This window comes from Chryseobacterium tagetis (genome assembly GCF_016735585.2).
GTDB classification, from domain to species: domain Bacteria; phylum Bacteroidota; class Bacteroidia; order Flavobacteriales; family Weeksellaceae; genus Chryseobacterium; species Chryseobacterium tagetis.
Map to the genome: position 1 here is coordinate 317,760 of NZ_JAERSE020000002.1, position 15,238 is coordinate 332,997.

Here is a 15,238-nt window from a genome sequence, read left to right on the forward strand (position 1 = left end):
CTAATTAATATAAAAAAACGGTAACTCAAAAGAGTTACCGTTTTTTATTTTTAAGGCTATTTATTATTGACCTTTGATCTTGAAGTCGTCTACTTCCCAAGTTGCTGCTGCAGAAGTCGTAGAAGTGTATTTAAAGGCGATTCTTACGTTTTTACCTAAGAAAGCACTTAAATTTACATTTCCAGAACTTGCCCAGTCACCAAAAGCAGCCGTGTTTGTATCCAATGTTGCCGGAAGCAATGTCCATGTAGTGGTAGAAGGATTTCCTGAATAGTTATCCGTTGCATACACTTGTAGAGCATTTCCTGCATATCTTACGTCTGTTGTGAAAGAAACAAACGCTTTAGTTTTTCCTACTAGGCTTACTTCTTTAGAAATCAACCAATCTTCGTTTGCTTTATTTCCGGAAGCATACCCATTCATCATCGCATAGTTATTTCCTGAATTTCCTTGGTTAGAAATAGTCCATACTTCTGCTCCTGTTACACTTACTGTAGTCCAATTTGCGAAGCCTGAAGAGAAATCATCTCCATAAATTGTTGCCAATGGTGTATATACTGATCCGTCACATCTTGGATTATTTAAATCCGCATTGATCTGATAAGGAATCCAAAGCTGATAAGTACCATTGAATGCACTTACAATTGCATAAACATCTCCTTTTCCTCCGTCAATATCTTTTCCTGCAAATGTTGCAAAATTACTGGTTCTTAAAACGATTGTTTTTCCTGTACAGTCGATCAATGTTCTGTTGGTAGTTGCTCCGGAAGCATAAGGCTTATATAGATCTGCATCTATAAACTGTACTCCTTTTAACTTGATCCATCTTCCTACATCTGCATTGGTAAGCTGAGAAATTGTTCTTTCTGTAGATGATACATTTCTTACCGGAGCATTTCCGTCAAAAACGCTTTTGTAAATATCAACTTCTTCAATCCCTCCGAAAGCTGTACCACTATTATATAAACCTCCTAACTGGATTTCTCCGCTTACATTGCTTACATAAAGATTTTTTAATTTGATATAAATATCTTTTCCTACTCTGAAACGGTTATCCTGATAAAGGCTTGTTTTATTAATATTAAATCTAATACCTCCTGTAGCATCTTCAATGTAAACATATTTGTATAAGTTACCTGTTTCGTCATTTGCTGTTACCTGAGCTTTCACATAGAAATCTCCTGTAATCTGATTCCAGTTACCAGATGTATAAAGCTGTTTTACCTCAGCAATTGTTTTTTGAGTAAGACCAGTACTGTTGAACTGGCAAGGATCTGCAGTGATTCCGTCTAGACGAGGGAAACTCTTCATATCAAGATCTGTAACTCTGTTAATGTATAATTGGTATGTAGAGTTATATTTGCTGTAGATCCCTACGAATTTACCATTTCCTGAAGGCATGATCTGATTTGCAAAAGAAGCATATCCACTGTTTCTTACAATTCTTGTAGTTGTAGTACTGTTATCTCTGATCACTCTGTCTACTGTTGTAGCATCCGGAGCATAATTCATACATAAAGCCTTGGCATCAAATTCTGCATTGTTTACCTGGATAAGACATCCGATGTATTTATCATTAGCAGTAACCATTTGAGCAAATGTCATTACTTTAGGAACAATAGTCGCTTTTACGCTGCAATCTCTAAAGATATGAGAAGGAACATATTTTTCAGGAATTCTTGTTCCGGCATCAGTAATCATTCCTAATTGTACTACACTTCCGTAAGTAGTAACAGCAAGACCTTTCAGCTCGATATATACTTTAGAACCTTGAGGGAACTTTGTATATGAACTTACCATATCCACACTTACCGTTAATCCTTCTGTAGGATTGGTAGGATCATCCTGAATATAGATTGTTTTATAGATATTCCCGGTCTCGTCAGTTGAAGATACATATCCTTCAACATAAGCATTATCTGTAAAAGTCTGACTCTGAGTTTTTAGTTTTAAATCATGCAACGTCCATTTTGTAAATCCATTAGCCGAATTTTCATAATAACTTGCGTTTCTACACTGATAATCATCAAGATTAGGAGCATCATATTTGTCATCATGTACACAACCTGTAATAAGTAAGGCCGTAATAACAACAAAAATATATTTTAGAATTGAATTATATTTTTTCATAATATTTTATTAGAATCTTAAATACACGTTAGTAAAGAAAGTGATTCCTTTGTCATACCAAAGTTTTGGTCCAAAGTAAGGTCTTGCTCTTTGAGAATCAGCAAGTGCATCATCAAAGTTTACGTTTCTTCCTTGTTCAAAACCTCCGGTTACATAATTTCTGTTGTTTAGGATATTGTTTACAGAAACACTGATTCCCATTCTGTATTTACCAAACACGAAAGATTTTCCTGCATTAGCATTTAACATAAACTGATCATCAAACTTCTGTTGAGCTGTAAGTTTCGAAACAGTATCCGGAGTAGCTGCTTCAATACGATCTCCTCCTGCATCTGTATAGAAGTAAGGTGTTTTATTCAATGCAGAAATATCAACATACTGATCCATCAAATAGTTAGCAGACGCTCCAACCCACCAGTATTTTGGAGAGTTATATTTTAAGCCGAAAGAGAATGCTTTTTGAGGTGTTCCCGCAACTTTATAATTTTTAATCTGTGCTTTTCCTTTCCAGAATTCTTCTCCTCTGAAACGGTTGATATCATCAAATGTAGCAATATCAGCATCACTTGTGTATTTGTATTCTCCAACACTTGCAGCACCAGTTGCGTTCAATGTAGGAAGAATTTTCACATCAAAACCAAGCTCTGCTCCTATGTATCTTTTGTTTACATTGCTCATTGCTTCGTTTACCAAAGTACTCAAAGAAGTTCCTGAACCACTTTGTACATCGGCATAGTATCTGGCAATTTCTGTAGCGTTGCTGATTGTGGTTAAGAATCCTGAAATTCTCAATTTCAAGATCTGACCTCTCATGATATAGCTCAAATCGTTTGAGTTGATCACTTGGTTTCTAACACCTGGAGTTAAGAAATCTACAGTTCTCGGGTTGATATAAATTTCATTAAATGTTGGTGCTAAACTGAAATAAGCTCCATCATAAACAATAAAGTTCTTTCCATCGATCTTGTACGTGATTTTTGCTTTAATACCTGCATCTAAAGCATCATACACCGCGCTTTTCCCTTTAGAGTTATTTTGGAATCTATAACTTCTGTAATTTCCTTCTCTGTAAGATTCTGAATAAGAAGAGAAAATAGAAGCCACTACATTCCATTTTGCAAAATCAACCTCAGATGAAAGGTTCAATGAATAATGGTTTTTATTCAAAAGATAAGAGTACTGAGTTCTGTCTCCTTCTTTTGCCTGTACATTAGGATCATCAATATTATAGCTAACATCTCCGTCAAAAGCGTTCTGATTGTAAGCAAAGTTTGCACCTAACAAATCTTTTACTCTTCTGAAGTTATCAGATTTTAAATTTTGATAGTTGAAGTTGATATTCAATTTCCAGTTATCTTTTAATCTTGTATCAAAGTGAGACGCGAAATTGAAAGTCTGATCTTTGTTAACATCTTCTACGACTGAATAAACAGCTCCTCTATCTGTTCCATCAGGATTTTTAAGATTAAGACGGTTGGCACTGTATAAAGAATTCCAGTCGATTTGAGACTGAGCTTTGAATTCTTCTTCAGTTAAAAGACCATATCCCGGAAGTTTTCTGTAGTAAGTAGGATTCGGGTCAGCTGCGTGGAACCAATCTAATCGGCTTCTTGCATCGCTTCCGAACTGATAAGAAAGAGTATTTGTCCAGTTAGAGTTTTTACCGATTTTCAAATAATCAGTTAACATAAATATCGGCTCAAATACATTTCTGATTCTTGAGTTTCTCTTTTCTCCGTCTTGCCATCCCCAATATGAGTTATAATTTTTACCCATAATATCATATACTTCCTGAGTATTCGGAGAGTTTGATGCTCTATAGGTAGGAGAACCGAAACCTGTAAGGTTGATCGAGTGTCTATCGCTGAATTGCTTCTCGATAGATCCGAAATATGCATAAGCATCCTGATAAACTCCATCAATAATTGCATTATCTCCCCATCTTCTGCTTCCTGAGAAAGTGAATGCCCATCCTTTTTTAGACAGACCTGAAGAATAAGTTGCCAATGCTCTATGTAAATAACTTCTGTTCGTAAATGAATACGCTAATGAAGTTTGTTTTCTATAGCTGGAAGCTCTGGTATTATAATAAACAACACCACCAAGGTTACCGAAAGTGTATTCCGAAGGGGTAATATTATCTACGTTTTCGTAAGGATATCTGGTAACGTCGTTCAAACCACCCCAGTTGCTGAAGTCGATTCTTCCGTCATCATTTTTAGACATCGGAACACCATTGAAAAACACATCCTCAAATCTGTTGTCTACACCTCTTGGTCTGAACCAGTATGCTCCTAATTCAAAAGCAGATACATTTTGGAATGCATCTCTTCCTGAACTTAAAAGACCCACTGTAGGCTGCATTGCAGAACCTCCGTCTTCAGTATCACTTGCAGAATCATCTACAACCACTACTCCTGCATCTGATCCTCCACTGTTACTAAGTGTAATAACACCTAGATTCTTTCTTTTCTCATCAGCAGTTACATCAAACTCAAGAATTTTAGATTCAAAGTTTGGCTTCGTAACTGTAATAAGATAATGACCCGGCTTTAGATCTACAAACTGGAAATATCCAATTTTATCCACAGTTACATCATTTACAGACTGTGCAAGATCCACTTCTGCTCTCTCCAGAGGCTTACCTTCCTGATCCTTAACATATGCAAAAACAGTAGTTTGTGCAAAATAGTAAGATGCAGGCAATAAAGTAAACAAAGAGATTAGGGATAGTTTTTTAATCATATATAAACTTTTTTAAACTCCTTCTTTTATTAAGGGGCAACAAATTTAGAACTATTTTCATTAACTCAAACATTTTTACTAATTTATTCTATTAATTTTTCTTAACGTGTGATTATTATCCTAAAAATATCACCTTTTTACAATTAATTATAAAAAAACGTGTATTAATTTTTTTTAATCTTTTTTCTTATATAAAATTAGTAATTTTACCCCCTCATTTTTTTGAAAATACTAAGAATATGAAAAAATATTTAATCGTTATTGCCGTTTTTTGTTTTGGATTTACGTTCTCTCAGCAGAAACAAGTAAAAAGAGCCGCTATTGGTTTTTTGAATGTTGAAAACCTTTGGGACACGATTCCTTCCGCTGATTATATCAACGGAACTCTTGCTGTTTCTAACCCTGCATTCCACAGAAGCGTACCATTAGACTCTTTAAAATTTTTAGAAACTACTGAAGATTATAAAGGAGAATGGAGTGATGATCTTTTAATTGGTAAAAAGGTAATCCGTAAGCAAATTTTAGCAGATGATTTTACAGCTAACAGTCCCAAAAGATGGGGAACCAAGTTTTATAATCAGAAATTGGCTAACGAAGCAAAAGTAATTTCTGAGCTAGGAAGACAATATACTAATGACAATCCTGCAATTTGCGGACTTATCGAAGTAGAAAACAGACAGGTAATTGAAGATTTAATCAAACAACCTGCTTTAGCAAAAAGCAACTATGGCATTGTGCACTTCAACTCTTATGATGCCAGAGGAATTGATGTAGCTATCATTTACCAGAAAGCAAGATTTTCCGTCCTTAATTCTTATAAAAAAGAGATCAAAAATTTTGATGAAAACGGAAAAAGAGAATATACCAGAGATATTGTAGTGGCTATAGGACTATTGGATGGTGAAAAAGTTGGGATTTTCATGAATCACTGGCCATCAAGAAGAGGAGGAGAAGCTATTTCTCAGGCAAAAAGAAATGCAGCTGCTACCACTTTAAAAAATGAAATGGATAAAGTAACTGCGGAAAACCCAGGTATAAAACTATTCTCAATGGGAGATTACAATGACGACCCAGTAAGCCCGAGTTTGAAAAAATATCTAAATGCAGTAGGAGACCCAAGCGAACTTTCGGATAAGTATCCTTACTACAATTTGATGTATAAATTATATAAAGCAGGGGTTGCCTCTCTTGCTTACAGAGACGCTCCTAACTTATTTGACCAGATTATTGTTTCTAAGAATTTATATACTACAGAAAAAATAACTCCTTCTTATTCTATATATAAAGCAGAAATTTATGCTCCACCTTATTTAATCAATAAAGAAGGACAGTGGAAAGGATATCCGCTACGTTCTTGGGACGGAGACCGATTTACAGGAGGATACAGTGATCACTTCCCTGCTGTTTCAATAGTTCAAAGAGAACACGTAAAAAAATAAATACAACTTAAGCACTCATTTTGAGTGCTTTTTTTATGTAAATAAAGATCAATCTGCATAGTTTTTTTAAGATAAATATTAGATTAATAATTTTTACGCGCTTAAATACCGTAAAGTAAAATTCATAGATTATTTAAACAAGCGTTCAAAATTTTGATTAGATTTGTTATTCACACAGGATTGAATATTTTTCAATTCCAACTAATAACGAATCAACTCATGAAAAAGCAAATTTTATTTTTGGCTATTCTTGCCTCTACAGTATTATCCTCTCAAATTTACACTCCGACAGGTGGAATAAATGGAGCAACAACTAATCCCTCCAATGGGAATGTAGGAGTAGGTATTGAAAATGCAACAAGAAAACTTACTGTAAATGGCGATATTTATACTATAGGATCTTCATCAATCAGTTTTCAAGATGACACACGGTTTACTGTAACATCTTCAGATGTTTCATCTATAACAACACCCGTATCAGTACCTCAATATGGATTTTTAACACCTGCAGTATTAAATGGAGCTGAATTATGGATGGCAGGCTTCAAAGGTATAAGAATGTTTACAGCAGGAGAATCAACTCCCAAATTTTATCTTTCCACCAATGGCAATGCTTCTTTACAAGGAAAATTCGAAGCCAAAGAAATAAAGGTAACCCTTACTCCAACCGCAGACTTTGTTTTTGAAGAAAGCTATGATCTTCCAAAACTAGAAGAAGTAGAAAAACATATTAAAGAGAAAAAACATCTACCTGAAATTGCTTCTGCTAATGAAATGAAAAAAGAAGGAGTGAATGTGGGAGAATTTCAAATTAAGCTTCTTCAAAAAATTGAAGAGTTAACTCTTTATACGATTGAACAAAATAAATTAATCAAAGAACAACAAAAAAGAATTGAAGAATTCAATTTACAAACTCTTCAGCAAAATAAAAAAATACAACAACTAGAATCTAGAATTAATAAAAACTAATCTTTTAAATTATGAAAAAGCAAATTTTAGCAGTGGCCATATTTACATGTACAGTGGCATCAGCACAAATTTATACACCGGCAGGCAGCACAATTGGAACAACTGTTAATCCCACTTCGAGTAATATAGGAATAGGCACAAATGATCCTAAGTCAACATTAGAAGTTGCCGGACATGCAATTTTCAGTGACATAATTAGCTCAGGATCAAATTCTTGGAGATTCCACACTCCCGATGACGGGCGAAAAACGTTACACATAGCATTTAGGAGTGCTAATGATACCGATTATAGCAATTGGGAATGGGATAAAGCTTTTATTATTAATGGTGAAAATGGAAATGCCATGGCGCAAGGAAAATTCGAAGCCAAAGAAATAAAGGTAACACTCACTCCAACTGCAGACTTTGTTTTTGAAGAGAGCTATGATCTTCCAAAACTAGAAGAAGTAGAAAAACATATCAAGGAGAAAAAACATCTACCTGAAATTGCTTCTGCTAATGAAATGAAAAAAGAAGGAGTGAATGTGGGGGAATTTCAAATTAAGCTTCTTCAAAAAATTGAGGAGCTGACTCTTTATACTATTGAACAAAACAAATTAAATAAAGAACAACAAGAAAGAATAGAAAAACTTACTCTATATACACTTGAACAAAATAATAAAATAAAAGAACTAGAATCTAAAATTAATAAAAAATAATCCATGAAAAACAAAATTTTATCCTTATCTATTTTTGCTACCTCCCTATTATCAGCACAAATATATATTCCAAATGGAACCGCTCTTTCAACTTCCTCTGGAAATACAAATATTGGTATTGGAATAGCAAATCCAGAAGCCAAACTTCACATCTATCAAACAGCAAGTTCCAGTTTAATAGATCCATTCACAATAGACGTTCAATCATTTTCAAACACTGCAAACGCTCAAGCAAGTCACTTTCTTAGAGTGAGAGATATTGGAGGAGGAAGCACCCCTTTTATAATAAAAGGAGATGGTAATGTAGGAATCGGAATTTCAACACCTGCGACCAGGTTACATGTTGAAGGGGATATTAATTCTACAGGTTGGAGCTATCCTTCCAACACAACTAGAAGAATTGGATTTATTACTACTGATAATACAAACGGAATTGCAAATTATGGAATGTCACTTTTAGAAGCATATCCTACAGGAACTTCTAATGATGGTCGTGGAGTTACCCTATCCGGTTATTTTGGTTTAAGTTTTTTCACTTCATCTAATGAGAGAATAAGAATAGATGGTGCAGGGAATGTGGGAATTGGAACCACAACCCCACAGTACAAGTTAGATGTAAACGGAAAGTCCTCATTCTCTGACAACGTAAAAATTGATGCCAAACTAGAAGCCAAAGAAATAAAGGTAACTCTTACTCCTACAGCAGATTTTGTTTTTGAGAAGGATTATGATCTTCCAAAACTAGAAGAAGTAGAAAAACATATCAAGGAAAAAAAACATCTACCTGAAATTGCTTCTGCTAAAGAAATGGAAAAAGAAGGAGTAAATGTGGGAGAATTTCAAATTAAGCTTCTACAAAAAATTGAAGAACTTACTCTTTATACAATTGAACAGAACAAGCTAATCAAAGAACAACAGAAAAGAATAGAAAAGCTTGAAAATAATTCTAAAACAAAAAATTAATTCATGAAAACAAAAATTTACATATTATCAATCATTTTAAGTCTTGGAATTAATTTTCTCTTTGCCCAACATGAAAATGACAATTGGTTATTTGGAAATAATAAATGGCTTTTCACTACCAGTTCATCTACAGGTTTTACACATACCACAAATCTAAGTCCTAATATAAGATATGGTGCTTCAGTTATCAGTGATAAAAATACTGGAGAACTACTTTTTTATTGTAATGGATATAAGATTTACAATAAAAATAATCAAGTCATGACTGGTGGAGATCATCTGTTTGGAAGTCCATTAAATCCAGCATTTAACGCAACGGGAAACCCTTCAGATCAATCTTCAATCATAGTTCCTCTTCCTAATTCAAACACAAAATATTATGTTTTTTATATTAATGGAAATAGAACTACCAATGATCAAGATACTTTTGGATATGCAGTTTTTAATTATGGATTAAGATATGCTATTGTTGATATGTCTTTAGGAGGAGGCCTAGGAGAAGTCACTTCTTCAAATAACATTCTATTTACAAACCCATCATCACCAACCGTAGATCCATTTAGTTATGATAATTCTACAACAAATGCATTAACATTTACTTTTGGGAGTGATGGTAAGTCTTATTGGATTGTAACGGCTAAAGATGGAAATATTTTATCTTATAAATTAGATGCAACTGGTTTAAATACAACCCCAGTGTCAAGCTCTGCAAGATATGGTTCTTTCATCAAAATCTCTCCAGATAGTAAAAAACTTCTTACTAGAGCAAATATAAACACTACTGGTGGTGTATTTCTTTCTGATTTTAGTAATACAACAGGGATTGTTAGCAATCAGATAAATATTATTCCGAGTAACCAAATCAGTCAATATACTGATGTTGCATTTATGCCTAACAGCGCAGAATTTTCGCCTGACAGTAATATTATTTATTTTACAATATCCGGAAGCATTCTTTGTTGCGGCATTGTGAAATCCGGTCTTGCTATGTATAACATATCTACAGGAGCTTTAAGAGGATACAATAACTTACTACCCTCAGAATATGAGTACCCTTTAGAATTTAATGGAGCAACTGGAGCTTTACAAAGAGCAACAAATGGGAAAATCTATATGATTCAAAATAGTAAAGGTCAAGCAAGTGTACAAGATCCCCAATATTTTCCTGTTTCATTTGGAAGTACTATTAACAATGTTTATTATAGCTATAAATGGCTGGTAATCAACAATCCGACCATATGGAATCCTTCAACAAATCCACTAACAATGATTACTTCTGTGACAGGCACAGTAAATGGCTTTTCATTTCCTCAATTAATTCCAAGTTTAGGAAGTGTAAATCCTTGTCCCGATAACTTAGATATTACTGCTCCTGTTACATCATCCCAGGACTTCCAGGCAGGACAGCATATTACAGCATCTTCTGTAATTAATAATGGTTTAATTGTAAATTATAAAGCTGGTACAGATGTTATATTGAATGATGGCTTTTATGTAAAAGCTACGGAGGGAAGCTTATTTCGTGCTTATATTGGTCCATGTGATAGGATCATTGAAAGTCTTACAAAATATAGTTCTCCATCAAACAGTTATTTCAAAGAGGTAAAAGCTTCTGTAATATCAGACGTGAAAATTTATCCGAACCCAACTTCAAATTACACTAACATCACTTCCGGAAATGAAAAACTAATTTCTTGGGAATTATACGATATGTCAGGAAAAAATATTTTAAAAGGAAACTCTACTCAAATCAATGTACAAAATTTGCCTAAAGCGACATATTTATTAAATATTAATATTAACAATAAAATAGTTACTAAAAAGATTATTGTTAAATAATACATTACAATTCAATTCAACAAAAAAGGTTCAGAAATAATTCTGAACCTTTTGTCTTATAGATAATCAACAATTATTTGTTGAATAATTCCTCAACTTTGTCCCAGTTTACAACAGAGAAAAACGCTGCTACATAGTCAGGTCTTCTGTTTTGGTAGTTTAAGTAATAAGCGTGTTCCCAAACGTCAAGTCCTAAAACTGGAGTTCCTTTTACATCTGCAACAGGCATCAAAGGATTATCTTGGTTTGGAGTAGAAGAAACAGAAACGGAACCGTCAGCATTTTTTACCAACCAAGCCCATCCTGAACCGAATCTTGTTTTAGCAGCATCAGAAAAATCAGTTTTGAATTTTTCAAGACCTCCGTAAGCTTCGATAGCAGCTTTTACATTTCCTACAGGCTCATTGCTTCCACCTGGAGTTAAGATTTCCCAGAATAAAGAGTGGTTGAAGTGTCCTCCCCCATTGTTTCTTACTGCTGGTTTATCTGTTCCGGTCTGGCAAATTTCTTCGATAGTTTTTCCTTCTAGCTCAGTTCCTTTAATTGCGTTATTTAAGTTGTCAATATATGCTTGGTGGTGCTTTGTATGGTGTATTTCCATAGTTCTTGCATCAATAGTCGGCTCTAATGCATCGTAAGCATATCCTAGTTGTGGTAATTCAAATGACATAATTTTATTTTTAATGTTATTAACCCAAATTTAGCCATAATTTGATCTATATTCAAAAAATGGAGATTACTTTAATAAATCTTTAACATTGATATATTGATTTAGAATGAATTAAATTTTGTTATAAAAAAATGAAGGTTAGAAAATGAGTAGAGATTACCTCTAATATCCCACTGATTCTTTCGCTTCAACTCAATAAAAAAGCACAAACCCAGAAAGTTTGTGCTTTTTCTTAACAATATTAAATTAATTTACTTATTCATAGACATAAGGAATTCCTCATTATTACGGGTTCCTCTTATGTTTTTACTTACAAATTCCATCGCTTCTATAGGATTCATTTCAGAAAGATATTTTCTTAAAATCCACATTCTCTGAGAGGTCACTTCATCAAGAAGCAAGTCATCTCTACGAGTACTCGAAGCTACTAAATCAATTGCAGGATAAATTCTTCTGTTGGCAATTTTTCTGTCTAACTGAAGTTCCATATTACCCGTCCCTTTGAATTCTTCAAAGATCACTTCATCCATTTTAGAACCTGTATCAATAAGAGCAGTTGCAATAATCGTAAGAGAACCTCCGTTTTCTATTTTTCTTGCAGCCCCAAAAAATCTTTTTGGCTTGTGAAGAGCATTTGCATCAACCCCTCCTGATAATACTTTACCAGAAGCAGGGGTAACTGTATTGTAAGCTCTTGCCAATCTCGTAATCGAATCCAGCAAGATCACAACATCATGGCCGCATTCTACCATTCTTTGTGCTTTAGCAAGTACAAGATTGGCTACTTTCACGTGTTTGTCAGCCGCTTCATCAAAGGTAGATGCAATAACTTCCGCATTTACACTTCTTTCCATATCGGTAACCTCTTCCGGACGTTCATCGATCAGAAGGACCATCATATAGACTTCAGGATGATTAGCTGCGATAGAATTAGCAATATCTTTCAGCAACATTGTTTTACCCGTTTTTGGCTGGGCAACAATCATGGCTCTTTGGCCTTTTCCGATGGGAGCAATTAAATCAACAATTCTTGTAGACATTGTTGAATTATTTCCCGCCAAATTAAATTTCTCTTCAGGGAAAAGTGGTGTCAGATATTCAAAAGCAACACGATCTTTAATAAAAGCAAGATCACGTCCGTTAACTTCTGTCGGTCTTAATAAAGAAAAATATTTTTCACCTTCTTTTGGAAGTCTTACGATTCCTCTTACAGTATCTCCAGTCTTCAAACCGAAGTTTCTGATTTGCGCAGTAGAAACATACACATCATCAGGAGAAGAAATATAACTAAAATCAGATGAACGTAAGAATCCGTAGTTATCTGGTAAGATTTCCAAAACCCCTTCAATACTTACCATTCCATCAAAGCTGAATTCTTTTTTCGGCTCATGATGTTCCTCATTTCTTTCAGAATGCTGTTGCTGCCTGTTCTGATTTTGATGCTGATTATGGTGTTGTTGGTTTTGGTTTTTATGTTGATTTCCGTTGTTTTGCGGATGATTTTGACCTTTTTGAGGTCTAGCCTGATGTTGAGAAGGTGTCGGCTTTTCGTCTGCTGAAGCAGTTTCTTGAGATTCTGTAGTGTTGGGAACTTCTGTTTTTTCCTGAGTTGTTTCAGAATTGCCTGTATTTGCAGCAGGAAGTCGTTTCCTTTTCTTCTTAGCATTCGCAGCTGCGGCAGATTCGTTAGCAGTATCTTCAGTATTGATTTCCGCTTTTATTTCCTCTGCTTTCACAGGTGGTTCTTCTGCAACAATCTCTTTTTCTTCTACCTTTTCTTCAATCTGCGGTTTTGTTTCCGCTTTAGGTTTGGGAGCAGCTCTTTTAGGAGCAGCTTTTTTTGCAGGAGCCTTTACTGTTTTCTCTACAGGAGGTTCCTCAGTAGTTATACTACTTTCTGTGGCGTTGAAATAATCTTTAGCAACTTTAGGGTTGGAAGCCTGAAAGTCAAGAATCGCAAAGATTTTATCATTCTCATTGCTGTTTCTTGCAACTTTAACGCCTAAATCTTTTAAGATTTTAGTCAAGTCCGTTACGGATTTTGACCTTAACGTTTCAATGTTAAACATATTTAATGTAAAAATGTAATTAATTGTGAGTAAGAAAAGTAAGTCCGGTGACTGTTGTTTTCAAAGTACATTCGTATAATGCAAATCTACACTTATTTTTGAATTGTGCAAAATTTATGTTATTTTTGCATAGAATTTAATATTCAATGCTACAAAGAATACAGACAATATGGACTTTTCTAGCAGTTTTAGCTGCTGTGTTCCTGTTCATTACAGGACAGGATGTTATCATTTCCGACAGTTTTCCTGTGATTAAGATCGCTTGTATTGCACTTGTTTTAGTTGGATTACTGAGTGTATTCAGCTTTAAAAACAGAAAAAGACAAATTTTGCTGAATACCATCAGCATCATTATAAACGCTTTGTTGATTGGTATATTGATGTACTGGTTACTAAAATTATCCGGAGGAATTCAGTTTCCTGAGAAGGGTATTGAGCCAATTTTTTCATTGATTGCGATTATCTGTTTGTTCATTGCAAACCTATATATCAAGAAAGATGAGAGGCTCGTAAAATCTGTAGACAGACTTCGATAACCTTACAACGATTTTTTGAGTGAGAACAGCTTCTTTTTAGAAGCTGTTTTTTTATGTTTGAGCTCCCGAAGACCACAGATTTCACAGATGATTGCGCCTTATTTTCTTTTAAAAATTTATCCTATCATGATATAAGCATTTGTGGAATCTATACAATTTGTGGGAAATAGAAAGTCAGATGCAACATTTTTATTAAACTTGCGACAGATTATCTTAAATAAATCTAAACAATGAAAAAACTAACCTATCTTACCTTATCACTTTTCTCTATATTCTCTTTTGCGCAGGAAGTTTCAAAAGAAAGAATCAATACCGTTCTGGCTACATTAGCTTCTGATGAAATGAAAGGCCGTGAAATCGGAACTCAGGAAAATGAAAACGCCGCAAACTATATTGCCAAACTTTTTAAAGAAAACAATCTTGAATACTGTACCGGAAATTCTTACCTGATTCCGTTTGACTACAAAGGGAAAACCGTCTACAATGTATGTGGAGTAAAAAAAGGAAAAACAGATAAATACCTTGGCTTTTCCGGGCATTTTGATCACATAGGAACCAGCCAGAAAGAGGGTGATAACATTTATAACGGTGCCGATGATGACGCAAGCGGAATTACTACACTGGTAGGAATTTCAGATTATTTTAAAAACGAAAAACCTGAATTCTCTATGGTCTTTATGGCTTTTAACGGAGAAGAAAAAGGAATGCTTGGTTCTAAAGCAATCTCTCAGGACAAAGGATTGGATAAGATCTACAACAATATGACCGCTCTTTTTAATTTTGAAATGGTAGCAACTGAATCTCAGTTTGGAAAAAATGCATTGTTCATGACAGGTGACGAGTTTTCTGATCTTGATGAACTTTTCAATAAAAATGCAGTGAATGGTTTAAAGATCAATCCGGATCCTTATGCTTCTGAGCAATTATTCTACAGATCAGACAACGTAAGTTTTGTAAAAAAGAAAATTATTGCACATTCTTTTTCAACGGCAGATATGACAAAAGCGACTCATTATCATGATGAAAGTGATGATTTACACGTGGTTGATTTTGATAATTTATCTCAGATTATCAATAATTTTGGGAAGACTTTAAAGAAACTAAGCCCGAAAAACTTCAATCCAACCTATAACGACAAAGTAAAATTCAATTAAAAACGTCTTATCATTTAAATTACGTA

9 protein-coding genes and 2 pseudogenes are annotated in these 15,238 nt (G+C 34.3%); 7 read left to right on the plus strand and 4 right to left on the minus strand.

The annotated features are described in order from the left end of the window. Positions 1 to 63 precede the first annotated feature (63 nt). Complete coding sequence (locus tag JI747_RS06795) at positions 64 to 2,130, minus strand: DUF5689 domain-containing protein (RefSeq protein WP_225687180.1); 2,067 nt, start codon at positions 2,128 to 2,130, stop codon at positions 64 to 66. A gap of 9 nt (positions 2,131 to 2,139) precedes the next feature. Continuing rightward, positions 2,140 to 4,875, minus strand: a complete 2,736-nt coding sequence (locus tag JI747_RS06800) for a TonB-dependent receptor (RefSeq protein WP_225687181.1) — start codon at positions 4,873 to 4,875, stop codon at positions 2,140 to 2,142. Between the two features lie 239 nt (positions 4,876 to 5,114). Between JI747_RS06800 and JI747_RS06805 the strand changes: the two genes are divergently transcribed. The 5 genes and pseudogenes from JI747_RS06805 (at position 5,115) to JI747_RS06825 (ending at position 10,783) form a co-directional block, all read left to right on the plus strand. Continuing rightward, a complete protein-coding gene (locus JI747_RS06805; protein ID WP_225687182.1) occupies positions 5,115 to 6,314 on the plus strand; it encodes an endonuclease/exonuclease/phosphatase family protein in 1,200 nt (399 codons plus the stop codon). 597 nt (positions 6,315 to 6,911) lie between these two features. Then, positions 6,912 to 7,283 (plus strand): annotated as a pseudogene (locus JI747_RS20525) (hypothetical protein); the annotation flags it as partial. Between the two features lie 350 nt (positions 7,284 to 7,633). Next, positions 7,634 to 7,981, plus strand: a pseudogene (locus JI747_RS20425) (hypothetical protein); the annotation flags it as partial. 3 nt (positions 7,982 to 7,984) lie between these two features. Then, a complete protein-coding gene (locus JI747_RS06820) occupies positions 7,985 to 8,944 on the plus strand; it encodes a hypothetical protein (protein ID WP_225687185.1) in 960 nt (319 codons plus the stop codon). Between the two features lie 3 nt (positions 8,945 to 8,947). Continuing rightward, positions 8,948 to 10,783: a T9SS type A sorting domain-containing protein gene (locus tag JI747_RS06825; RefSeq protein ID WP_225687187.1), complete on the plus strand. Its 1,836-nt coding sequence runs from the start codon at positions 8,948 to 8,950 to the stop codon at positions 10,781 to 10,783. 73 nt (positions 10,784 to 10,856) lie between these two features. On the opposite strand, the gene JI747_RS06830 is transcribed toward JI747_RS06825, so the two are convergent. Beyond that, positions 10,857 to 11,453 (minus strand): superoxide dismutase, encoded by a 597-nt coding sequence (locus tag JI747_RS06830; protein ID WP_225687188.1) that lies wholly within the window; start codon positions 11,451 to 11,453, stop codon positions 10,857 to 10,859. A 251-nt stretch (positions 11,454 to 11,704) separates the two neighbouring features. Continuing rightward, positions 11,705 to 13,522 carry a transcription termination factor Rho gene (gene rho / locus JI747_RS06835; RefSeq protein ID WP_225687189.1) on the minus strand — a complete coding sequence of 606 codons (1,818 nt, stop codon included), beginning with the start codon at positions 13,520 to 13,522 and terminating at the stop codon, positions 11,705 to 11,707. 146 nt (positions 13,523 to 13,668) lie between these two features. Between rho and JI747_RS06840 the strand changes: the two genes are divergently transcribed. Then, the gene (locus JI747_RS06840) at positions 13,669 to 14,058 is read left to right on the plus strand and encodes a DUF4293 family protein (RefSeq protein WP_225687190.1); all 390 of its coding nucleotides are present in this window, start codon (positions 13,669 to 13,671) and stop codon (positions 14,056 to 14,058) included. 230 nt (positions 14,059 to 14,288) lie between these two features. Beyond that, positions 14,289 to 15,212 (plus strand): M28 family peptidase, encoded by a 924-nt coding sequence (locus tag JI747_RS06845; RefSeq protein WP_225687191.1) that lies wholly within the window; start codon positions 14,289 to 14,291, stop codon positions 15,210 to 15,212. Positions 15,213 to 15,238 lie beyond the last annotated feature (26 nt).